The organism is Candidatus Nitrospira allomarina (assembly GCF_032050975.1).
In the GTDB taxonomy this organism is placed as follows: Bacteria; Nitrospirota; Nitrospiria; order Nitrospirales; family UBA8639; genus Nitrospira_E; species Nitrospira_E allomarina.
The window spans coordinates 559,392-580,189 of record NZ_CP116967.1 but is presented as its reverse complement, the minus strand read 5'-3'; the positions used below and the strand labels follow the sequence as shown (position 1 = coordinate 580,189).

Genomic DNA, 20,798 nt, shown 5'->3' with positions numbered 1-20,798 from the left:
AGGCTCATCTTGGGGGGGAACATTTCCCTCTGAGCCTCGGTTACCTTCTCCTAGCCCACTCCGACGGTTTTCTGCCGTTCAGGCGCGATATTCTTTATTTTCTCTCAGTATCTTCGTAAATTCAGTATGTTGTTTGCCAGTGGGCGGCCCAAGATCTGTCATAATGCTCCTTCCATAATGGGACTGTCTACCTGTGTAAGCACAAGACCCTCGACATCATGAGGAAATCGGGGGTATTCAGCAAGAATCGGAGGAAATTGCCGAAAATAACAAAATAACCCCTGGTGTCGAGATGCAAGTAGCCGAACGAATGCAAGATACAACGCTGGTCTTGATGATTTCAGGACGGGTGACCGCATACTCCCGGAAAGTGTTCCAGGGGATGGTGAAATCCGCCAGGTTCTCCGGCGCCAGGCATATCACTTTTAATATGGAGGGCGTCACGTTCATGGACACCATTGGGTTGGGGGGACTGGTGCTCGCCTACCTTGACTTGAATGACAATCATATGGCGATGAGTGTCGTAGAACCCCAGCAGCCGGTGAAAACCTTACTCGAAGACGCAAATTTTCCCGAACTGATTCCGACATATCCCACTGAAGAGACTGCCTTGCAAGCCATCCAATAGTTTCCCGAGTGCGCTTCCCTGTTTTCATCGTTTAAAATGTGGTAATGCGATTTTTCCTACGCCGGGTATGTGTGTTTAAACAATCGGCAGACAGTAGCGAATGTGTTATCCTCGCATGGTCTCCCTAAAGGAAAGGAGTTAAACCCGAATGCTTATGGTAATAGGAAAGTTGTGATGGCATGTGAGCAGCTTATGGCGTTGCGAGCAGAACTGGTCCGTCAACAATTGACGGGCTTTGTGGTGCCGCATACGGATGAATATCAGAATGAATATCTGCCTGCCTGCGCAGAGCGGCTTGCCTGGTTGACCGGGTTTACCGGTTCGGCGGGGACGGCGATTGTCTTACAAAATGAAGCAGCAATGTTTGTGGATGGCCGGTATACGCTTCAAGTGGCTGACCAGGTTGATGAGAAAAGCTTTACGCTTCACAATAGTGGGGAAACTTCACCGGTGGAATGGTTAGCACTTCGTGCAGCACCAACCGATCGAATCGGCTATGACCCTTCCCTGCATACTCCGCAGGATCTCGAACGGTTTCAGACGGCAATCGAACGAGTCGGTGCACAACTCATCCCCTGTGTATCGAATCCTATCGATGTGGTCTGGCATGATCGGCCTCAACCACCCTCAGGTGTGATCAAGCCTCATCTCCTGGATTTTTCCGGTCAAAGTTCCCAGGTTAAGCGTGAGATCTTAAGCCGGAGGTGTTTAGAAGACCGGATCGATGCGGCCATCATTACGGCACCCGATTCAATTGCCTGGTTGTTGAACATTCGCGGATCGGATGTAGCCCATACTCCATTACCTTTGTGCCGGGCTATTCTATATGCCACCGGGCGGGTCGCCCTGTTTGTGGATCCAAAAAAAATCACCCCGGGCTTGCAGGCGCATTTGGGTCCGGACATTTCCTTTGCACTACCGGAGGAATTTGAAGCTGGCTTACAACAGTTGGGAGCCCATGGGAATCGGGTGCTGTGTGATCCAGCCAAGACCAATTCCTGGATTTTCACCACATTAAGCCGGAGTGGGGCTGATATTGTACATAAAAATGATCCCTGTGTGCTGCCAAAGGCCTGTAAAAATCCGGTGGAAATTGCAGGAGCCTATGCGGCGCATCAACGGGACGGACTGGCCATGTGTCAATTTCTGGCGTGGCTGGCCCGGGAAGGACCCAAGGGGATGGTGACTGAATTAGAGGCCGTGGAATATCTCGATGCCTGTCGTCGAAAACAGGCGTTGTGGGAGGATTGCAGCTTCCCGACAATTTCGGGTGCAGGGCCAAATGGCGCCATTGTGCATTATCATTCGACCCCGGAGACGAATAGGCGCCTGGAGCCAGGGACATTGTATCTGGTTGATTCCGGCGGGCAATATTTGGACGGAACGACTGATATCACCCGGACCATTGCGATTGGACGTCCTTCGGACGAACATCGTGATCGTTATACACGCGTGTTACAAGGCCATATTGCTCTGGCCACGGCCAGATTTCCTGAAGGGACCACAGGCAGCCAATTGGATGCGCTGGCACGTGCGCCCCTATGGGCAATGGGGTTGGATTACGATCATGGGACAGGCCACGGTGTCGGGAGTTTTTTAGGGGTCCATGAAGGTCCACAACGGATCGGGAAAGCTGCCAATGCGGTCGCTCTGAAGCCGGGGATGATTGTGTCAAATGAACCGGGTTATTACAAAACCGGTGCCTATGGGATTCGCCTGGAAAATCTGGTGACGGTGGTGGAGGATGAGTCCTTCAAACACTCATCGCGGAGGTTTCTTGCCTTTAATACCCTGACGATTGTGCCATTTGAGCGAGCCCTCATTGCCATCGAAGTGTTATCGTTCAACGAACGTCAGTGGGTGGATACCTATCATGCTCGCGTGTGGGCGGAACTCCAATCTGTCGTGGATACGGATACGCGTGCCTGGTTGGAGCAGGCGACGCAACCTCTCATCTAAATCCGCCAATTTCCTCCATGCTGTTCGAGACATAGTCAAACTGGAGCAATTATATGAAGACCCAAAAATCGAATGAAGAGATAGTGGATGCCATTAAAACCCAAATGGGGCAAAATCCTGAGATTACCAATGTGATTGTGAAGGGTCATCTTCTCCAACTCCATGTAACCCAGGGACTGTTTCATCGTTTGTCGGCCGATCGTGAACGAGGTCGAAAAATCATTTTGGTCCTCATGGAACAGATGAAGCGACTGACCGGATTATCGGATGTGGCGGTGTGGGTGTATTCAGAGAATGAAAAAGTGATTGAGGGAACGGTCAAAGCCTTTGGCGGGGATAATGTAAACTTTCTATTTGACTTGTAAGTTTCATCCGAGAATCTTAGTGCAAGGGGAGTTTCCTATTCCTGATTGTTGCTTTTTGGCCAGGAATCCAAGCTAGGAGGAAGTCCGGTTTTCCAAGATCCCACGCGTTTTCCCCCAAGACCAATCCGACAGGACCACACACCGTTCGGTGTATGATTAATCCGCCATCGTCCTCCATCGGCACTGATCCACATCCAGACGGGAGGACGTTGAACGGGTCGCTGAGATTCGGATGGCACTTAAACCTCCATGTCGTCGTGCTGAAAGGGTCTTTTGGTAGGCGCTGAATTCAATTTTAATGAAAGTATTGTGATCGATAACGATGAGGCTTGACAAGTTCCTTGCCGGATATGCCATGGTGTGCCCATGAAAAATTCAGATTATACCCCACCAGGAATTGTGTCGGAAGCATCAACAGGCTTGGTGGGACAGTACGAGGCTGATGTATCGTGTCTGTCAGTGAATGGGAAGACCGTGATCCTGATTGGCACGGCCCATGTGTCACAAGAATCTGTGGATTTGGTCAAACTCGTCATTGAACAGGAGCATCCCGATCGTGTCTGTGTAGAATTGGATGCCAAGCGTTTTGAAGCCATCTCGCATCCCAACCGATGGGAATCGTTGGACCTCAAGGAAATCATCCGCAAGCAGCAGCTCAGTACGCTGATGGTCAATCTTATTTTGTCTTCCTTCCAAAAACGGTTGGGAGATAAATTGGGCGTCATTCCAGGTACCGAAATGCTGGAGGCCATTCGTATGGCCGACAAGCATGATATTCCCGTGACCCTCGCTGACCGTGACGTGCGGGTGACGATGCGTCGGGCCTGGCGCAACACCCCATTTTGGCGAAAAAGTCTGTTAATGTCCTCGCTCATGCTGAGTATCTTTGATACCACTGAAGTCTCCGAAGAGGAGATTCGGAACCTTAAAAAGCAGGATGTGCTTTCAGAAATGATGAAGGACTTAGGGAAAGAGGTGCCGACGCTCAAAACGGTGCTCATTGACGAGCGGGATCACTATTTGGCTAAAAAAATTGCCGATGCGTCAGGGACCAGGATTGTCGCCGTGGTTGGCGCCGGGCATGTGGAAGGCATTTGCCGCACATTGCATGGCCGGGAGCAGGTGGACTTGGAGGAGCTGGAAAGCATTCAGCCCGTCTCTCCGGTTTGGAAAGCAGTGGGTTGGAGTATCCCTGTTCTGATTGTGGGGTCAATAGCTTGGATAGGATGGCAAAAGGGGTTAAGTGCTGCCGGAGAGAATTTAATGTTTTGGATTTTGGCTAATGGCATTCCCAGCGGGATTGGCGGGTTGTTGGCCATGGCTCATCCGCTCACCATCGCCGCTGCCTTTATCTCGGCACCGTTTACCAGTCTCACCCCCGTTATTGGAGTCGGCTATGTCACGGCGTTTGTCCAGGCCTATTTGCAACCGCCTCTGGTGCGGGAGTTTCAAACGGTGGCGGAGGATATTGCCATTCCACGAAGGTGGTGGAAAAGTCGACTCCTTCGTGTATTTTTAGCCTTTCTCCTCCCCACGATTGGGAGCCTCATCGGCACGTGGGTAGGGGGCACCCGCATTGTTTCCAATTTGTTTTAATTAGAAGCCAAACAAAGCAACGGACGGTGAGGCTAGGGTTGGGGCGTAGGGACTTTTGACGTATGCTGGAAAATACATTTCGGGCACGTATAGTGAATAAATCGACCATCGCCAACGAGACGTTTCAGCATAGAAGTTTGACACCAGGTGCAGAGACGGTCCGGCAGATCCGAGGCAGAAGGGGTCAAAGGAGGAATAGAATCGGTGTTGGTCATAATTAGAAGCCATTCTCAAAAACATTCAGGGGGTTTGTCAATGTATACGACCATGAATGCCTCAAAAATAGTGAATGGTGTGGTGCTGGGATTTTTTTTGCTGTTGCTCCCTGTATCCGGGTGGGCGGGAACGAATGGTGAGGATCTTCCACGATTAACCGTTTCCGCAGAGGGAACGATCAATGTGTCTCCTGATAAAGCGGTGTTGAGTTTTGCGGTCGAAACAGTCGGCGATAAGTTGTCCGATGTTCAAAAGGAGAATCAGGAGCGGGTAGCGAAGGTGCTGGAGGAGTGCCGACGGTTTAATATTCCGTCTGAGTTCATTCAAACGACGTCCTTGAACGTCATTCCTGAATATCCACCACCCCCGCGACGTCCAACCGATGGAACGTTAGAGAACAGTGTTCCCCGTATCATTGGCTATCGTGTCGTCCACCACATCAATGTGGAGGTGCGTAATCTTGAAGTGGTGGGAAAGGTCGTTGACCGGGTCTTACAGGTTGGAGCCAACAGATTTTCAGGCATTACATGGGGCTTGCAAAATGAGCATCCCACCAAGCTTAAAGTCTTGAAACAGGCTTCTGCCCAAGCCCAATCCAAAGCTGAAGCGTTGGCCCAGGCCTTGAACCTCAAATTGGTTCGTATGATCAATGTTTCGGAAGGTGGCGTTTCTCCATCCCCTCCTGAGGGTCGATACCGCATGGCGATGGCGATGGATAGCGGTGGAGATGCATCGGTGTCGGCAGGTGAAATCTCGATACGTGGTTCCGTCCTCCTGGTGTATGAAATCAGTCAGAAATAATCAATTCTGTCTTTACCCGACTCCGGTCCTTAGTGCTCAGGAGCGTTCCCTCCATGAACAATGAAAAACCAGAAGCTGTAGCACGAACTGGAAAAGCTGGGCCAGATCTTGGTGTTCCGGCATTGGTGGTGTCCGGCTTCCTTGGGGCTGGTAAGACGACGCTTGTCAAGCATTTGATTGCGGATGCTCAACAACAGGGGCTGAAATTGGCTGTGATCTCCAATGAATTTGGTGAATTAGGCATTGATCGGGCTCTGCTTCAAGAAGAAGGCGGTCCAGGCTATGTGGAACTGGAAGGAGGGTGTGTGTGCTGCCAGCTTTCCGGTGAATTACTCAACACGTTGCAGAATCTGTGGGAAACTATTTGCCCGGATCGAGTGGTGGTGGAAACATCCGGCGTAGCATTACCCTTCGAAACGCTCCTGACCTTTTGGCGTGAGCCCGTCACGGAGTGGGTGGGTGAGAGTTTAGCGGTGGTTGTCGTCAATGCGGAACAAGTGGCTCAAAAGCGGGACTTGGAGGGCACGTTTGAGCAACAGGTATCTTCGGCAGATCTGTTGGTCATCAATAAAGTCGATTTGGTCCCATCAGACTCAGTCGGTCGATTGGAAACCCTTCTTCAGGAGATGGCCCCTGGTGCTCCAGTGATCCGAAGCATTCAGGGTAAAATCGACACGACGATTGTTTTCCCTTCCCTCCCCGAAAAAAAGGTTTCACCCAACTCTCAACGAAAGCCTGAACTCCTTCCTCACACGCATGAGGAATTTGAGGCAGAGGAACTGTCTTTTTCTGATGACCTCACGCCTGAACAGCTCATTCAACAACTTCAACCGCTGCAAGCCCTTCGCATCAAAGGCATCGTGAACACCTCAGAAGGTCCGAAGCTGGTTCAAGGCGTTGGTTCCCGCATTGATCTGAGCTCGCCTCCCTCACAATTTCCCAAAGAAATGCTTGGCCGCCTGGTCGCCATCCGCCGAAAATAGAGACTTCGGCCTTCCCCATCTCTCCACGGATTGGGTTCTCATTCATGCAGGACTTGTGGAAATCATCGACTTTTATGGTCGACTACGCCTAAAACACACATGGTGTTGTGTTGACACCCTCCTGTTTTAAGGTGTAGCGTGAGTGTATGACGTATGAATCTACGTTGACTCTCCTATCCCTCGCGCATCAACTTTCCTTCCTGCGCGTCTGATTCCTCTGTCTCCGCAAGCCTACGCCTAAACTCTTCTCACCAATCGGTGCCGATCAACGGCTTCGATTGTAACGCTGGTCGTCAGATCAGGTTCCGGGAGAGTTCATTCCTGACCCATGCGGTCCCAGGAAAGAGGTGAACACTATGAATCCATTGGAAGCTCTCTTAGGCATTATGTTTCTCTTTTGGGGTGCGGCCATTTATGCGTCTTTCATCGAGAGGCCAACACCTCCTTTCTAGGGACCTGCCATCGAGAGAGTAAAATTCCCTACTTTCTAGGCAGGTTGCTAGTCTTGTTTGCTGCGTCACATGGACCCATGTGACGTGGGGGAAACTTTTTTACACTATTTTTAGAAGGAGAGAATATCATGAAACACACTCTATTGATGAAACGCACCATTCTTGTTGCCTCCATGGCACTCATCCCTTGGATTCTGCCGGGACTGACCTTAGCCGTGCCACAAGGAACAGAACCGACGTCTTCTGCCGAGGCACAGGCTCAAGGTCTCACGCAAATTGCGGTGGGAAGTGTCCAGGACACTTTAAAAGCCTGTTTGGGAAGAATTCCCCAAGATGCCAGTAGCGGGCAACTTATGTTGGCGGAAGAAAGCTGCCAACAAGTTGAGACTGCCCGGACAATCAATCAGACGTCACTGACTTTCTGAGGACCACTCCGGGTGCCCCTGCTTGTTGGTGTCCAAGGAGACTTCCTGAGGCAAGTGTCTCACGACTGGCCCGGAGCAGTGAAGTAGAATCCCTGCCGTTGTTGGGTTTGGCTCTTTCGCCTCACCGTTTCCCCCATCGGAAGGGAAGGGTGAGGTGAGAGCCTCAAACGGGAGAACCCCCTCCCTCCTATTTAGACTTTTCTGAGCTTATTAAATTGAGGTGAAACATGGAACTGGTCATGTGGGCCCTGTTAGGAATCGTCATGGGTTTGGTTGGTCTTGTGTTGATTCCGGTTTTAGTGGTCGGAACCTGGTGGGTGGTCATGACTGTCATTTTGGGGTTGTCTGACGGGATCATATGGTTTCTTGATCGCAAATGGCGGACTTCTGCGCCGTAACGGGTATTTCAATACAGTTTTGATGGTTTAATTTTATAGAATTTTGTAATGGATTTCATAAGACAATGAAAAATACTCAATTGACAGAAAACGAACTCATAACAACCCACACCCATACATCAAAAGGTACGGCTTCCAGGAATTCTTCCAGGGAATTGACTCAGAAGTTGACAGCCAGTGAAGAACGGTTTCAATCTGTTGTACAGACCGCCACGGATGCCATTATTTTGTGGGATGAGCACGGCTCCATCTTGTCTTGGAATAAGGGTGCCAAAAGAATGTTTGGGTATGTCCGCGAGGAAATCGTGGGGAGGCCACTGACTTGGATTATCCCGGCTCGCTATCACGAAGCGCATCGCTATGGAATGGAACGGGTGGGATCAGCAGTCGAAGGGGGCGGCATCGTGAAAACCCTCGAACTGCATGGCTTGAGAAAGAACGGGGAGGAATTCCCTATTGAGATGGCTCCTTCAAAATCAGACCTCGAAGATGAGACATTTTATTGCGGCATCATACGCGACATTTCTGAGCGGAAACAGGCGGAGAGGGTGCTGGAAGAACGGAACCGATTGTTGGCCTTTGAGGCGGAGGTGGGGCAGGTTCTGAACTGTGACCAAACATTGAGTGTCCGCCTGCAGGGTTGCGCGGATTCATTCATAAGTCATCTGGATGGGGCTTGGGCCGGCTTCTGGACGATGCCTTCTCTGGAGGAAGGATTGGAGCTGCAGGCTAGTGCCGGGCTTTCTACTCATTTGGCCGGTACCGTGCCGTTTGGCCATTCGCAAATCGGTCAGATTGCCTTTGAGAAGAGGCCGTATCTGACCAATGCAATCATTGAGGATGCCGGGGTTCCAGAACGGGCATGGGCTAAGAAAGAAGGGCTGGTGTCCTTTGCGGGGTACCCGCTGCTGGTCAATCAGGAAGTGGTGGGGGTCATGGCGGTGTTTTCCCGGCATTTCCTGACTAGTTTTACGTGGCACAGTCTGGGTTTAGTGGCTGATCGCATCGCCACGGCCATTGAACGTCAAAGAGTGATGGAAACACATCAAAATCTCGCGAGGCACTATGCACGAATCCTCGCCGCCTCGGGAGAGGGGATCTATGAACTGGATAGAGAAGGCAAAACCACTTTTGTGAATCCGGCCGGGGCTCTTATGCTGGGATATAAGGTCGAGGAATTAATTGGCGAGCCGATGCACGAGCTGATTCATCATACGAAACCCGATGGGTCACCCTATCCTAGAGAGGCCTGTCCTATTCATGCCGCGCTCAAAGAGGGAAGAGTTTATCATGATGATACAGAGGGGCTCTGGCGCAAAAATGGGACCTCTTTCCCCGTGGACTACTACATTTCGCCGATCCGGGAAAATGGAATTTTGATTGGGGCCGTGGTGACGTTCAAGGATATCAGCGAGCGGGTACGAATGACTGCAGAATTATTGGAAGAGACCAAGCTCGCTGGGGTGACGGTGATGCTTGGGGATATTGCCCACGATATTAAGAATATGCTCATGCCGGTGCTGAATGGCGCCAAATTGTTAGACGACGATCTTCAGGAATTGTTTGCGAAGTTTCCTGACGTGACTCCGAAGGAATTGTCGGCCTCAAGAAAATTTTCCAACGAGGCGGTCGACATGATCGTGAAGAATGCCCGTCGGATTCAAGGTCGCATGCGGGAGATTGCCGATACTGTCAAAGGTATATCCAGCCCGCTACGATTTGCTTCATGCCAGGTGTCGGAAGTGGTCGAAGGCGTCTATGGCATCCTTCGATTCTATGCCACCGAGATGGAGGTTTCCCTGCACACGCAAGGTCTTGACGTCCTTCCGCCCATTCAGGCGGATGAGAACCGTTTGTTCAACGCCCTCTACAATCTGGTCAATAATGCAATTCCGGAAACCCCTGCCGGTGGATCAGTCACCATTGGTGGGTCAATAGGGTTAGAGGGAAGAACTGTGGTGTTAACGGTCGCAGATACGGGTGGGGGAATGCCTCCTGAAATCCGTGACAGATTATTTACTAAAGAAGCGATTAGCGGTAAAGCCGGGGGAACGGGATTGGGGACGAAGATAGTCAAGGATGTGGTTGATGCTCATTCAGGAACGGTCAGCGTACATAGTGAACCACGGAAAGGCACCACCTTCACCATCCAATTACCGATGACCCCAAAGATTTCGAAACCAGAAGGAATTCTTCCATAGCGGGATCCTTGATTCAGGGGAACGGTCATTCATACGTGATCTTGGTCCATTCTTATCTTACCTCCGAATCTGTATCTTTCGCCTGCTAAAGTGCCAATCGTCTTGCTGAACAAGACTATTTCGAATGCTTACCGACTTGCATCGATACGTACAATAATGGCATGGATAAAACTTCGTAAATTATTCGTCCCAAAGAAATAAAATAAAATTGCTTGGAACCATTTTCTATAGATCAACTGGTTTTTCGAAAAGATGAGAATGGCATTGCAGAAGGGTTCCCTTTAGGTCCGGATCAAGGATGGTTTGATACAGAGATTTGGCTTTGGCGAGCAGATCAATGGAGACATGAGTGGCGCCTTGGAGATTGGCTCCCTGTAAGTTCGTCCCGGTCAGAGAGGTATCCTGAAGTGAAGCCCCTTCCAGATTAGCCTGTATGAGTTGAGCTTCACGCAAATCGGTTAAGTGGAGCTTGGCTTTGGCTAGAATGGCACGGGTAAGATTTCCCCATGGAATCGAAGCACGTGTCAGAGTGGCCCCCTCAAGATTCGCGCCCTCCAGGTTGCAGGCAATGAGCCCGGTTCCGGACAAATCAATCCTGGTCATGGTGGCATGTGAGAGATTAGCCTTGATCAGATTGGCTTCCTGCACATCGGCTTCGGTGAGGTTCACGCCGGAGAGGTTGGCTTCTGTTAAATTGGCATGAAAGAGATAGGCGTCTGAGAGGTCTGCCCCTTCCAGGTTGGCCTGGCTTAAATCAAGCCCGGTAAAGTCGTACCCGGAAAGATCGGCTCCGCTTAGATCGGGTTGAATTGTCTGATTTGTCCGTCGAAATTTGTTCCATTCCCCGACCCCCCCCTTGATGAGGCGTTCAACATGTTCAGGATTGGCCATGAGGAAAGTGTCGGGATTGAACGACGAACCGGTTCGCCTGGCTGAAGGTGGTGGGTGTTGGCTTCTTTACCGTTTTTTGAGGTACTTGAGGAATTCCGAATCCGGGGAGAGAACCAACGTCGTATTGTCTGCAAAAGTTTTCTTATAAGCTTCCATCGTTCGGATGAATTCAAAAAATTCCGGGCCTTGTTGGTAGGCCGTCGCATAGATTTTATAAGCTTTGGCTTCCCCGTCTCCACGTATTTCCTGGGCGGTTTTATAGGCCTCCGCCAAAATAATTTGCTTGTCTTTTTCGGCTTCGGATCGAATTTTTTGCGCTTCTTCCTCCCCTTCCGCCCGATATTGCTTGGCCTGCCGTTCCCGTTCGGCCTGCATCCGTTGGAAAATAGCCTTTTCATTTTGCTCGGGCAAATCAGCCCGCTTAATCCGTACATCCAAAACTTCCAGCCCGTAGGCTGAGGCTTTTTCGTTGGAACGATCCGACACGACCTTCATGATCAATGCACGGTTTGCGGAAACGATTTCCGTCAGTTCATGCCTGCCCAACTCAACACGCAATTCCGAGTAAATGATATCGTCAAGGCGCTGGAGGGCTCCTCGTTGTGTCTGAAATGCCTGATAGACTTTTAAGGGATCCACTATGCGCCATTTGGCGAAATTGTCGATCACCATAGATTTCTTGTCACTGGTAATGACATCTCGTACGGGAGCGTCATAATCTAAATAGCGCTTATCAAAAAAGGTGACTTGATGATAAAAGGGAATTTTAAACTTCAACCCTGGTTCCGTGATGGTTTGGACAGGTTTTCCTAATGCGACCACAATAGCCGTTTCGGTTAAGTCGACCACAAAAAACGGCGAAAGACCTAGGACCAAAAGCAGTCCAAAAACTAAGATGACACCCATGAGGAGATTTTGTTTCATCGGGAGTCACCCCCTTGCGTGTTTGTTGCTCCGCGTGAGCCGGATTGGCGGTCTAACGGAAGAAAGGGCAGGACGTTGCCGGCCGCCTTGGAGTCCAGAATAATTTTTTCCGTGTTCGCCATGACTTCTTCCATCGTTTCAATGTAGACCCGTTTACTGATGACATCCTTGGCCAGTTTGTATTCTTTTAAGGTCTGGAGAAAGTAATTGGCTTCTCCCTCCGCACGTGCAATCCGTGATTGTGCGCTCCCTTTGGCCTGGTTGATGCCTTGGGCCGCTTCCCCTTTGGCTCTGGGGATTAGATCGTTTCGGTAGCCGTGAGACTGGTTAATAAGTTTTTCACGGTCTTCCTTAGCGCTGGCGACATCCTTGAAAGCGGCGGCGACGGCATCCGGAGGATTCACATCCTGAAGTTGGATTGTGGCCACTTGTACGCCAGCCAGGTACTGATCGAGGATGCCTTGAAGCAGGTCTTGAGCTTCCTGTTGAATCTGGGCTTTGCCGATCGTTAGCGCTTCATCAATTTTACTTTTGCCGATGACTTCCCGCATGGCTGCTTCAGCGGCGTTGTGAATCGTGGACTCGACATCGGCGACCTTATATAGATAATTTTTAGCTTCTTTGATTTTATATTGAACGATGAACTCGAGAGACAGAATATTCATGTCACCGGTCAACATGAGGGCTTCTTTTGGAATGAATTGGGTGCGTCCTCGGTCGGTGCGGAATCCCACCTCTACTCGATGGAGTTTTTCAACTTTTGGGGTATCCACTGTTTCCACAAATGGAATTTTGAAATGTGGGCCGGATTCAACCTCGCGAACAATATCGCCAAACCGTTTAACCAGACCTTGCTCGTCCGGGGCCACAATAAACACCGATTGCCAGAGAGCCAGGACTGCTATGACGATGTAAATGATTGATTTGAAACCCCGGCCAGGCACGAGTCGAGTGAGTTGGTCTTGTGCTTTCCGAAGCGCTTCATCGAGGGGGTCTTGACCGCTTCCTCCCCACGGATCTTTAGGTTCCCATGCCATACGTTAGTCCTATAGTTTGAGTTACAAGCGGGACGTGCGAGGTGATTACTGTAGTTACAGTAAACCACGGTAACAGAAATTTTCGAATGGGGCAATAAAAGATCAATGAATCCTATTCCAAACAGGCAGGGAGTGCAGTGCTGCAGCTCTTTATCGGATAGAGATTCGTTCTATTGGCTTTTTGTTAAGCGGGCCTCGTCAGAGACTTGGATTGGCATCCAGGAATAAAAATTCTCTTATTCCTGTTAGGACTAAACGAAGAAAATAACATATTTGTATGGTCTGATCTTTTCTTATGATATTTGGAATGAAAGAAGGCTGGGTTGACAGGTGAGAGCCCTCCGTACGGTAGTCAGGTTTGAGGCGTTTCTCACTTGCCCATAAGCGGTTGATGTTGATCCAATAGCCGCAGAGGGGTTGGTAATAGGGCAACGATGAAGTCGATTTTATTTTTTAGGAGGAATGTTAATGAGAAAGAAATCTATAAGTTGTCTGTTTGATGCTTGTAAGTGTTTTGGGGGTGAGCCGAGCTTTTTCAGGTCCTGTCGTTTTTATCAATGAGCATCTTATTCCTGGCCGTTACCAAGGGATAAGAGTTGACGGAGCTCAGGGAGAAATGTGTGTGGTAGATACGGCGTTAGCTAAGGTAAATTTTTGTGGTATCACTCCCGTCGGATGTTTTCCCTGGAATAATTGAGTCAGGCAGTGGAAACATCATGGAGAAGTTAGGAAGGGCGTTTGTGGGTTGACCGGACGCGCAGACTAATGAAGTCCAAATTTCAAGCCGGGACATCCTCGCAATTATCTCATCGACATCTGATGCTGCATAAACCATACGGGGTCCTGTCAAAATTTACCGATTCTGAAGGGCGCCCGACCTTAGCCGACTATGTATCTGAGTCACGGGTGTATCCGGCTGGTCGATTGGATATGGATAGTGAGGGCCTCCTGTTGCTGACTTCCGATGGAGACCTGGCTCATCGTCTGACCTCGCCATTTCAAAAAGTTTTCAAAACTTATTTGGTCCAAGTGGAACGTATTCCGGATGAACCAGCCCTTGTGGAGCTTCGGGAAGGCGTCATCGTCAAGGGCAAAAGGACTCGACCGTCTAAGGTGCAGCTTCTTCATGAAGAGCCAGACGTCTATCCTCGTCCGGTCCCTATTCGTTTTCGCAAATCCGTTCCTACGGCATGGTTGCGGATGGAAATTCAGGAAGGCATGAACCGGCAAATTCGACATATGACTGCTCAAGTGGGACATCCGACCCTAAGGATTATTCGTGTCGCCATTGGGGCGATTCGGTTGGGCTCTCTTGCGCCAGGACAATGGAGGGAGCTTCGAACAGGAGAATTGCGCGGGTTGTCTTAGGACTGTCTGGTCGCATTTGTAGACAGGAAAAAGCTATTCGGATGAAATAATTGGGAAGAGCCGGAAACAGTCCTCATGCTTGACCTTGGGCAGGGTGTTGGTGTCGTAAAAATGGTTATTAGGGTTTTTACCTTGAACATTGTTGCCCGGACAGGTAAAATTCAGCGCTTGTTATCTAATGAACATGAGTTGATGACCGGCGGAACGGCGGCATGACACATTGTTAATTCAGGCCGATGTCGTGATGGTGTCTGGTCGGTCCAGGGCAACCCCTCGCGCGCTGTTTTGTCCCCAAGCTAGAACGATAGAAAGAAGGTAATTCGAGAATGAGGCATTTCTCTGTGGGCAAAAAGACGGTCGGGTCTTAGGTTGTGCCGTATGGTCTTAGCCCATATCCGGAATTCGACCATCTCATCCTACTATAGTTCCTGTTGAGCCGGTGCGAACAATTCACTATTGGTCACTTACATAAGAATGGAGATATTCCTAACATGTCGGTAACTATTATTCTGGCGCTGTCTGTTCTTGGATTAGCTGTTGCGTATTATTACTCTTCATCGGTCCTGAAGATCCCCATTGATATGGGTGTCGAAGATCCGGAAACCCGGAAGCGTCTGGCGAAAATCCATTCGGCTATTGCCACCGGGGCCATGGCATTCCTGAAACAGGAATACAAAATTATGGCCATCTTCATGGTGGTTTTTGCCGCAATCATTGCGGTGTTAATTGATGATCATCACACCGACTACGTGAATGAAGGGCTGTACACGGCTATTGCGTTTATCTTTGGCGCCATCATTTCGATTGCCTCGGGTTTCATCGGGATGAAGATCGCGACACAAGGCAATGTGCGGACGACGGTTTCTGCCAACCAATCCCTCTCCTCCGCATTTAATGTCGCGCTGCATTCCGGCGCTGTAATGGGCTTTGCCTTGGTCAGCTTGGCGGCCTTAGGACTGTTAATTATCTATCTTGGGCTCAAAAGTATCATGCCGGCTCAACTCCCGACGCATATTTTGATGGAAGTCATTGCCGGCTTCGGTCTCGGGGGATCGTCTATCGCGTTATTTGCGCGTGTGGGTGGCGGTATTTTCACAAAAGCTGCCGATGTCGGGGCTGATTTGGTTGGAAAAGTTGAAGCGGGGATTCCCGAAGACGACCCGCGTAACCCTGCGGTGATTGCCGATAATGTGGGCGATAACGTGGGCGATGTAGCCGGAATGGGGGCCGATCTATTTGGTTCTTGTGCGGAAAGCACCTGTGCTGCGATGGTGATTAGCGCGGTCGCCTTTTCCGGAATGGTTGATGCGTTGTTGTATCCGATCCTTATTTCTGCCATTGGCATCCCGGTGAGCCTTCTCACGCTGATGATGGTCAAGGTTACCTCCGAGGACCAGGTTGGCCCGGCGCTGAAAAAGATGCTGATTATCTCCAGTGCGCTGATGGCCGTGGTGATGTTGTTTGTCACCAAGGCTATGCTTCCGGATACTTTTGAGATTGGTGGGCAGGCATATACCGATCTGGGTGTGTATTTTTGCTTCCTGTCAGGCCTGATTGCGGGGCTTGCCGTGGGATTGATGACTGAGTACTACACTTCCCATGACTATGGGCCTGTACGGGAAGTAGCGAAATCATGTGAAACGGGTGCAGCCACGAATATCATTTTTGGACTGGCACTCGGCTATAAGAGTGCCGTGGGCCCTTATCTCGCCATTGGTCTCGCCATCTATATCCCGTGGATGTTAGCCGGCATGTATGGGGTGGCCATTGCCTCCCTTGGTATGTTGGGGACACTTGTGATTGCACTCACCATTGATGCCTATGGACCGGTTTCTGATAACGCCGGGGGGATCGCTGAAATGGCCGGTATGCCGGAACATGTTCGTAAACGGACGGATGTGTTGGATGCTGCCGGAAATACGACTGCCGCCATCGGAAAGGGCTTTGCCATCGGTGCAGCTATCCTGACGTCATTGGCCTTGTTTGCGGCGTTCCTTACCAGGGCGGATTTACTGCTGAAGGAACAACATGGCCAGGATTTTGATCTGTTAGGCAGTATTAATTTGCTGGATCCCCTAGTGTTTACCGGGTTGTTTATCGGTGCGGTGTTACCCGCCTATTTTTCCGCCATGACGATGAAGTCGGTGGGGTCGGCGGCTTATAAGATGATTGAAGAAGTCCGACGGCAGTTCCGCACAATTCCCGGCCTCATGGAAGGAAAAGCCGAGGCGGATTATGAACAATGTGTCGCCATTTCAACTCAAGCTGCCCTGAAAGAAATGATTGCACCAGGCATTCTGATCATGGGAACGCCGCTGATCACTGGATTTCTGTTTGGCATTCAAGCGGTGGCTGGGGTGCTTGCCGGGTCCCTTGTTGCCGGTGGGGTCATCGCCATTTCCTCATCGAATAGTGGTGGGGCTTGGGATAATGCCAAGAAATATATTGAGGCTGGAAATCTTGGGGGGAAGGGTACGGACACCCACAAGGCCGCAGTCGTTGGTGATACCGTGGGTGATCCCCTGAAAGACACCTCAGGGCCATCCTTGAATATCCTGATCAAACTTTCAGCTATTCTGTCATTGGTGTTTGTGCCATTTTTCGTCCAGTACGGGGGACTCTTGATCAAGTAATTGGCCCGCCCAACAGGACTGGATCTCCCCTTTGTTGTGTTGGGCTGTATGCTGTCATCCTTGTTATATTGGTTGCTGTAGATGATGGTGTTTCCATTTTAAGTTATATCGCGAAGCTGATCTTGCCTTTGTATGGTGTCTTCATTTTTATCTTGATGTTGTGTTTGTCATTATTCCATTCCTTGTACAGTTTTTATCTCTCTCTTCATCCCCTTTTTCTTTCCCTTGCGGTGGCTGACCTAGATGGTCATTCCATCGGTTTTTCCCCTCAATTTTCGGCCTCATTACAACAAAGATTAATGTATTAAATTTTAAGGGCGAGATCTCTGTTTTGATGATACTGAGAGTTGCAATGAGGCACTCCCGTTGTTCTCATTCGTTGTTCCGGTACTTTTAGAATTTCAGGGACAACGCTTTCAGAGGGACACGGAGATCTCTCTCCATTGGCATATGTCCTGTCTAGGTCCGGCAGGCGGGTTTCTAACTGACTGAGATGGCGGGCGGAAAAGGAGTCACCCCGTATGGAGCCACCCAAACAACCAGGAGATTTTTCTTTTCAGAGGAAAAGAAAATCTGAGCCGGTTTCTTCCACAGATGTGGATCTGTTGTTACAGGTGATCTCCCAGGACCTTCCTGCTTCACTGACAACTATCCAGGACGTCTGTCAGACACTCACCATGGCATGCAGTCGGCTGAATGCATTGTTTGAGGAGGAGGTGCTATACGAACATGCGCGGGAGCCACTCCGTCCTCTCTCCACAAAAGATATTCCCGAGGCCGTACAGCGTATTCAGGGTGAGGTGGATCATGTGCGTGGTATCACGTCGGGACTTCTTCAGTTTATCCGGCTTGGGCAGATTGGCCTTCGGTGGGAGGGCCTGGACGTGAATCACCTTGTGATGGGAATCGTGACTTCCATGGAGAAAAAACTCAAGAGCAGGGAAGTTCTTGTGCGGATTGAGGATCTTCCGGATTGTATGGGGGATGAGGTGTTAGTGACTCAAGTTTTTTCGATTTTGATTGATAATGCCCAGAAATATCTCGATCCTGCACGTCCGGGAGAAATTATTATTTCCGGTAAAACGAGGCATGGTTGGTCGGTCTATTCTGTTGGGGATAACGGAATCGGGATTGCGGGAGACCATCATGCCGGAATTTTTGAGGGATTCTCCCATCCTGCCGTGGAGCCGGAGGGCCGTCAAGGGGTGGGTTTGGCCATTGTGCGTCGCATCATAGACCGGCATCAAGGAAACATTGAAGTCGATTCAATTCCGGGGCAAGGCTCGACCTTTCGGGTGTACTTTCCTCGGGCGATTATTGTCGAGGAGGGAGAAGGGAAAGAAAAATGAATCGAAGAAAGTGAAGACCTGTTTTTCCCAGCACTCAGTCCGACAGCTTGACAGAGGCCCGGGCCTGCTTCAAATGGTTTCTTGAAGCTGTTGTTAATCGCGGTGTGCGCCTGGAACCTTCTTTAGGGCCTTATCGCTTAATAGATAGAAGGTTCTCTGAGCTGAACGGGGTGTGAACGGTGAACGGCTGGGGAAGGACGATTTCTAAGAAAAGTTGAGAAAATATCGAAAAATGAAGCAAGAATAAGATTGGTCAAAAGTGGAAACTGACCTCTCGGTCATGGCGGATCGAAGTGACCTCCATGGAAAATTTCTTATCGATGGCGGCGGGATTGGCCTAAGCGCCGAAGGCGTGGTTGGGTCGTCCTACTGTTTTTTTTAATCGGGCTGATTTTTATTTTATTTTTCCAACCCAATCCTCGCAAAATCCGACTCACATGGTCAGGATGATACTTTACCCCAAAGCATTGGCGAATCATCCGGCCAATCAGGCGACAGGTCCAATGATCGCTCCGCATCTTTGCGGCTTGTGGTCCTCGTTTGAGCATAAGAAGGAGATGTTGGCGTTGTTTGGGCGAAAGGCGGGATGGACGACCGGTATGGGGTTTAGATTTTAAGGCATTTTTCCCCCCTTGTTCGAGTGCATCTTTCCATCGTTTGACGGACGAGGGTGCTGCTCCGATCGTTCGTGCGACCTCGCGAATGCCTCGGCCTCTGGCCAATAGACTGGCAGCCAATCGGCGTCTCGATTCTAGTTTTGCTGCACTACCCTTTGGTCTCATGAATCCACTTCTCGGATTTCTCCATACAACTCTTGAGGATAAATGTGCACCATCGGTTAAAAGATCAAAAAAAGGTTCAGGAAAACCGCGGATGTGATGATCGCGCAACTTTTCCGAGTCGAAGCATAGGAAATCACCCTCCGTAGGGCACTTAAGGAGTGGGGCAGAAACTGGTCAGCGGAAAGAGGCGGGGATTCCGATATCGCGACTATTTGCGAGATAGGCGCCTGCATCGGTCATTTCTTGGAGGACATTCGGAGAGACATTTTGTTGGAGGTCTCTCCCTTTTGTGGCATCAGTGAGCAAGACGACTCGAAGCCCGCGTTGACAGCCATCGAGAACCGTGTGCTTGACGCAATATTCGGTTGGTAGTCCCAGAACATACAAGGTTTGGACGTTAAGATCTTCCAGTCGGTCGGCCAGACTCGTACCATCAAAGCCGGATCTGGAATCTTTCTTCGGATCGGTTCCTTTAGAAATGACCATCATGCCTGGAGGAAGGACCAAGTCGGAATGAAATTGGGCTCCGCGTGATCCTTGGACTCCATGGACCGGCCAAGGCCCCTGTTGTTCGCTGAAGGAGCTGTGATTAGCCGGGTGCCAATCTCTGGTTGCCAGTATGGGCCAGCCTTGCTGGCTGAAGTGTTTGATGTAGGCGTTGATGAGAGGAATGAGGCTGTTTGCCTCGGGAACGGCCAGTGCCCCACCCGGAAAAAAGTCATTTTGTAAGTCGACTAATAGGAGCGCGGAATGCTGATCGGGTTGGGGAACCGTCGAGGTTTGAAAAGGTGAAGAATCCGATGGGGAGGAATGCTTGGAAAGTTTCATGTCCGTTATGCCACAATTTCTGTCCCGATACCTTTATCGGTGAAAATCTCGAGTAACACGGCATGAGGCACCCGTCCATCAATAATGTGCGCCTTGCGGACACCACCCTGAAGGGCGGTTAAACAGGCATGAACTTTGGGAAGCATGCCTGCACTGATGACCTGCTTTTTGACCATGCGTTCCATGTCTTTTCTGGAGAGGGTAGAGACGTGCCGATTATTAGCATCACGAATCCCTTTGACATCGCTTAAGACCAGTAATTTTTCGGCTTGAACCGCTGCAGCTACGCTGCCTGCTACCAGATCGGCATTGATGTTGTGCGTTTCCCATTTGGCGTCGACCCCAATTGGCGCAATGACCGGAATGAAATTCGCTTCTTGAAGCGTATGCAGTAACGTGGTGTCGACATGGCTGACCTGGCCGACGAGGCCATAGTCTTCAGGGTGCAGCACGTCCGTTGATCCGCTGTAGGTGTGAATCAGGCTCTTCGGATTAAATGGTTTCGTGGTCAGAAGGCGACCATCCTTGCCGGTGAGTCCGACGGCTTTAGCACCATGCTGGTTCAGCAACGACACGATTTCCTTGTTGATTTTTCCACCGAGGACCATTTCCACCACTTCCATGGTAGGCTTATCCGTAACTCGAACTCCATGCAGGAATTTTGCCTCAATGCCGAATTTATCCAATATTTCGTTAATTTGTGGCCCACCGCCATGAACGATAATTGGTTGCAATCCGACATATTTTAATAAGACGACATCTTCGGCGAAGCCTTCCTTAAGTTCCTCGTGGATCATTGCGCTCCCTCCGTATTTGATGACCACGGTTTTTCCGGCGAGGGTCCGAATATAGGGAAGCGCTTCAATCAGGATGTCCGCTTTTTTAATCAGTTTGTTCATGCAACCTACTCATGGGTTCCAGGGTTTCGGGGTGAATGGCAAAGGCGAAAGGGAAATATGACC

General features: G+C 50.1%; 20 protein-coding genes. 13 read left to right on the top strand and 7 right to left on the bottom strand.

Annotation, left to right across the window (positions count from 1 at the left end; translation table 11 throughout):
- Positions 1-292: 292 nt before the first annotated feature.
- From PP769_RS02465 to PP769_RS02455, 3 genes are all read left to right on the top strand, one after another.
- Positions 293-628 (top strand): STAS domain-containing protein, encoded by a 336-nt coding sequence (locus PP769_RS02465; RefSeq protein WP_312644759.1) that lies wholly within the window; start codon positions 293-295, stop codon positions 626-628.
- 174 nt (positions 629-802) lie between these two features.
- Positions 803-2,587 carry an aminopeptidase P family protein gene (locus tag PP769_RS02460; RefSeq protein ID WP_312644757.1) on the top strand — a complete coding sequence of 595 codons (1,785 nt, stop codon included), beginning with the start codon at positions 803-805 and terminating at the stop codon, positions 2,585-2,587.
- Between the two features lie 53 nt (positions 2,588-2,640).
- Positions 2,641-2,952, top strand: coding sequence for a hypothetical protein (locus tag PP769_RS02455; protein ID WP_312644755.1), 312 nt, complete (start codon positions 2,641-2,643; stop codon positions 2,950-2,952).
- A 35-nt stretch (positions 2,953-2,987) separates the two neighbouring features.
- Here PP769_RS02455 and PP769_RS02450 read toward each other — a convergent pair whose 3' ends face one another.
- On the bottom strand, positions 2,988-3,191 hold the full coding sequence (locus PP769_RS02450) for a hypothetical protein (RefSeq protein ID WP_312644753.1): 204 nt from the start codon (positions 3,189-3,191) through the stop codon (positions 2,988-2,990).
- A gap of 127 nt (positions 3,192-3,318) precedes the next feature.
- Between PP769_RS02450 and PP769_RS02445 the strand changes: the two genes are divergently transcribed.
- The 6 genes from PP769_RS02445 to PP769_RS02420 all read left to right on the top strand — a co-directional run bounded on the left by PP769_RS02445 (position 3,319) and on the right by PP769_RS02420 (position 10,024).
- Positions 3,319-4,548: a TraB/GumN family protein gene (locus PP769_RS02445; RefSeq protein WP_312644751.1), complete on the top strand. Its 1,230-nt coding sequence runs from the start codon at positions 3,319-3,321 to the stop codon at positions 4,546-4,548.
- A 255-nt stretch (positions 4,549-4,803) separates the two neighbouring features.
- Positions 4,804-5,565: an SIMPL domain-containing protein gene (locus PP769_RS02440; RefSeq protein ID WP_312644749.1), complete on the top strand. Its 762-nt coding sequence runs from the start codon at positions 4,804-4,806 to the stop codon at positions 5,563-5,565.
- Positions 5,566-5,618: 53 nt separating this feature from the next.
- Complete coding sequence (locus PP769_RS02435) at positions 5,619-6,548, top strand: CobW family GTP-binding protein (RefSeq protein WP_312644747.1); 930 nt, start codon at positions 5,619-5,621, stop codon at positions 6,546-6,548.
- Between the two features lie 580 nt (positions 6,549-7,128).
- Positions 7,129-7,425: a hypothetical protein gene (locus tag PP769_RS02430; protein ID WP_312644744.1), complete on the top strand. Its 297-nt coding sequence runs from the start codon at positions 7,129-7,131 to the stop codon at positions 7,423-7,425.
- 227 nt (positions 7,426-7,652) lie between these two features.
- On the top strand, positions 7,653-7,823 hold the full coding sequence (locus PP769_RS02425; RefSeq protein WP_312644742.1) for a hypothetical protein: 171 nt from the start codon (positions 7,653-7,655) through the stop codon (positions 7,821-7,823).
- A 65-nt stretch (positions 7,824-7,888) separates the two neighbouring features.
- Positions 7,889-10,024, top strand: a complete 2,136-nt coding sequence (locus PP769_RS02420) for a PAS domain S-box protein (protein ID WP_312644740.1) — start codon at positions 7,889-7,891, stop codon at positions 10,022-10,024.
- 225 nt (positions 10,025-10,249) lie between these two features.
- Here the strand turns inward: PP769_RS02420 and PP769_RS02415 are convergent, their stop codons facing one another.
- The 3 genes from PP769_RS02415 to hflK all read right to left on the bottom strand — a co-directional run bounded on the left by PP769_RS02415 (position 10,250) and on the right by hflK (position 12,876).
- Complete coding sequence (locus PP769_RS02415) at positions 10,250-10,915, bottom strand: pentapeptide repeat-containing protein (RefSeq protein ID WP_312644738.1); 666 nt, start codon at positions 10,913-10,915, stop codon at positions 10,250-10,252.
- Positions 10,916-10,981: 66 nt separating this feature from the next.
- On the bottom strand, positions 10,982-11,839 hold the full coding sequence (gene hflC, locus PP769_RS02410) for a protease modulator HflC (RefSeq protein WP_312644736.1): 858 nt from the start codon (positions 11,837-11,839) through the stop codon (positions 10,982-10,984).
- The gene (gene hflK / locus PP769_RS02405) at positions 11,836-12,876 is read right to left on the bottom strand and encodes an FtsH protease activity modulator HflK (RefSeq protein ID WP_312644733.1); all 1,041 of its coding nucleotides are present in this window, start codon (positions 12,874-12,876) and stop codon (positions 11,836-11,838) included. The genes hflC and hflK overlap by 4 nt, the downstream gene beginning before the upstream one ends.
- Before the next feature lie 765 nt (positions 12,877-13,641).
- Here hflK and PP769_RS02400 point away from each other — a divergent pair.
- From PP769_RS02400 to PP769_RS02385, 4 genes are all read left to right on the top strand, one after another.
- Complete coding sequence (locus PP769_RS02400; RefSeq protein WP_312644731.1) at positions 13,642-14,244, top strand: pseudouridine synthase; 603 nt, start codon at positions 13,642-13,644, stop codon at positions 14,242-14,244.
- Positions 14,245-14,319: 75 nt separating this feature from the next.
- Positions 14,320-14,460 carry a hypothetical protein gene (locus PP769_RS02395; protein WP_312644729.1) on the top strand — a complete coding sequence of 47 codons (141 nt, stop codon included), beginning with the start codon at positions 14,320-14,322 and terminating at the stop codon, positions 14,458-14,460.
- Positions 14,461-14,735: 275 nt separating this feature from the next.
- Positions 14,736-16,877, top strand: coding sequence for a V-type H(+)-translocating pyrophosphatase (locus tag PP769_RS02390; RefSeq protein ID WP_312644727.1), 2,142 nt, complete (start codon positions 14,736-14,738; stop codon positions 16,875-16,877).
- 521 nt (positions 16,878-17,398) lie between these two features.
- Positions 17,399-18,226 carry a sensor histidine kinase gene (locus tag PP769_RS02385; protein WP_312644725.1) on the top strand — a complete coding sequence of 276 codons (828 nt, stop codon included), beginning with the start codon at positions 17,399-17,401 and terminating at the stop codon, positions 18,224-18,226.
- A gap of 314 nt (positions 18,227-18,540) precedes the next feature.
- Here PP769_RS02385 and PP769_RS02380 read toward each other — a convergent pair whose 3' ends face one another.
- The 3 genes from PP769_RS02380 to argB all read right to left on the bottom strand — a co-directional run bounded on the left by PP769_RS02380 (position 18,541) and on the right by argB (position 20,735).
- Positions 18,541-19,008: a helix-turn-helix domain-containing protein gene (locus PP769_RS02380; RefSeq protein WP_312644723.1), complete on the bottom strand. Its 468-nt coding sequence runs from the start codon at positions 19,006-19,008 to the stop codon at positions 18,541-18,543.
- A gap of 174 nt (positions 19,009-19,182) precedes the next feature.
- Entirely contained in the window at positions 19,183-19,836 is a 654-nt protein-coding gene (locus tag PP769_RS02375) for an isochorismatase family protein (RefSeq protein WP_312644720.1), read from the bottom strand.
- Positions 19,837-19,841: 5 nt separating this feature from the next.
- Entirely contained in the window at positions 19,842-20,735 is an 894-nt protein-coding gene (gene argB, locus PP769_RS02370; RefSeq protein WP_312644718.1) for an acetylglutamate kinase, read from the bottom strand.
- Between the last annotated feature and the right edge of the window lie 63 nt (positions 20,736-20,798).

Bases quoted from the DNA above. Each gene is read 5' to 3' on its own strand.
- PP769_RS02465 (WP_312644759.1), top strand. From the start codon at position 293: ATGCAAGTAGCCGAACGAATGCAAGATACAACGCTGGTCTTGATGATT.
- PP769_RS02460 (WP_312644757.1), top strand. From the start codon at position 803: ATGGCATGTGAGCAGCTTATGGCGTTGCGAGCAGAACTGGTCCGTCAA.
- PP769_RS02455 (WP_312644755.1), top strand. From the start codon at position 2,641: ATGAAGACCCAAAAATCGAATGAAGAGATAGTGGATGCCATTAAAACC.
- PP769_RS02445 (WP_312644751.1), top strand. From the start codon at position 3,319: ATGAAAAATTCAGATTATACCCCACCAGGAATTGTGTCGGAAGCATCA.
- PP769_RS02440 (WP_312644749.1), top strand. From the start codon at position 4,804: ATGTATACGACCATGAATGCCTCAAAAATAGTGAATGGTGTGGTGCTG.
- PP769_RS02435 (WP_312644747.1), top strand. From the start codon at position 5,619: ATGAACAATGAAAAACCAGAAGCTGTAGCACGAACTGGAAAAGCTGGG.
- PP769_RS02430 (WP_312644744.1), top strand. From the start codon at position 7,129: ATGAAACACACTCTATTGATGAAACGCACCATTCTTGTTGCCTCCATG.
- PP769_RS02425 (WP_312644742.1), top strand. From the start codon at position 7,653: ATGGAACTGGTCATGTGGGCCCTGTTAGGAATCGTCATGGGTTTGGTT.
- PP769_RS02420 (WP_312644740.1), top strand. From the start codon at position 7,889: ATGAAAAATACTCAATTGACAGAAAACGAACTCATAACAACCCACACC.
- PP769_RS02415 (WP_312644738.1), bottom strand. From the start codon at position 10,915: ATGGCCAATCCTGAACATGTTGAACGCCTCATCAAGGGGGGGGTCGGG.
- hflC (WP_312644736.1), bottom strand. From the start codon at position 11,839: ATGAAACAAAATCTCCTCATGGGTGTCATCTTAGTTTTTGGACTGCTT.
- hflK (WP_312644733.1), bottom strand. From the start codon at position 12,876: ATGGCATGGGAACCTAAAGATCCGTGGGGAGGAAGCGGTCAAGACCCC.
- PP769_RS02400 (WP_312644731.1), top strand. From the start codon at position 13,642: ATGAAGTCCAAATTTCAAGCCGGGACATCCTCGCAATTATCTCATCGA.
- PP769_RS02395 (WP_312644729.1), top strand. From the start codon at position 14,320: ATGCTTGACCTTGGGCAGGGTGTTGGTGTCGTAAAAATGGTTATTAGG.
- PP769_RS02390 (WP_312644727.1), top strand. From the start codon at position 14,736: ATGTCGGTAACTATTATTCTGGCGCTGTCTGTTCTTGGATTAGCTGTT.
- PP769_RS02385 (WP_312644725.1), top strand. From the start codon at position 17,399: ATGGAGCCACCCAAACAACCAGGAGATTTTTCTTTTCAGAGGAAAAGA.
- PP769_RS02380 (WP_312644723.1), bottom strand. From the start codon at position 19,008: ATGAGACCAAAGGGTAGTGCAGCAAAACTAGAATCGAGACGCCGATTG.
- PP769_RS02375 (WP_312644720.1), bottom strand. From the start codon at position 19,836: ATGAAACTTTCCAAGCATTCCTCCCCATCGGATTCTTCACCTTTTCAA.
- argB (WP_312644718.1), bottom strand. From the start codon at position 20,735: ATGAACAAACTGATTAAAAAAGCGGACATCCTGATTGAAGCGCTTCCC.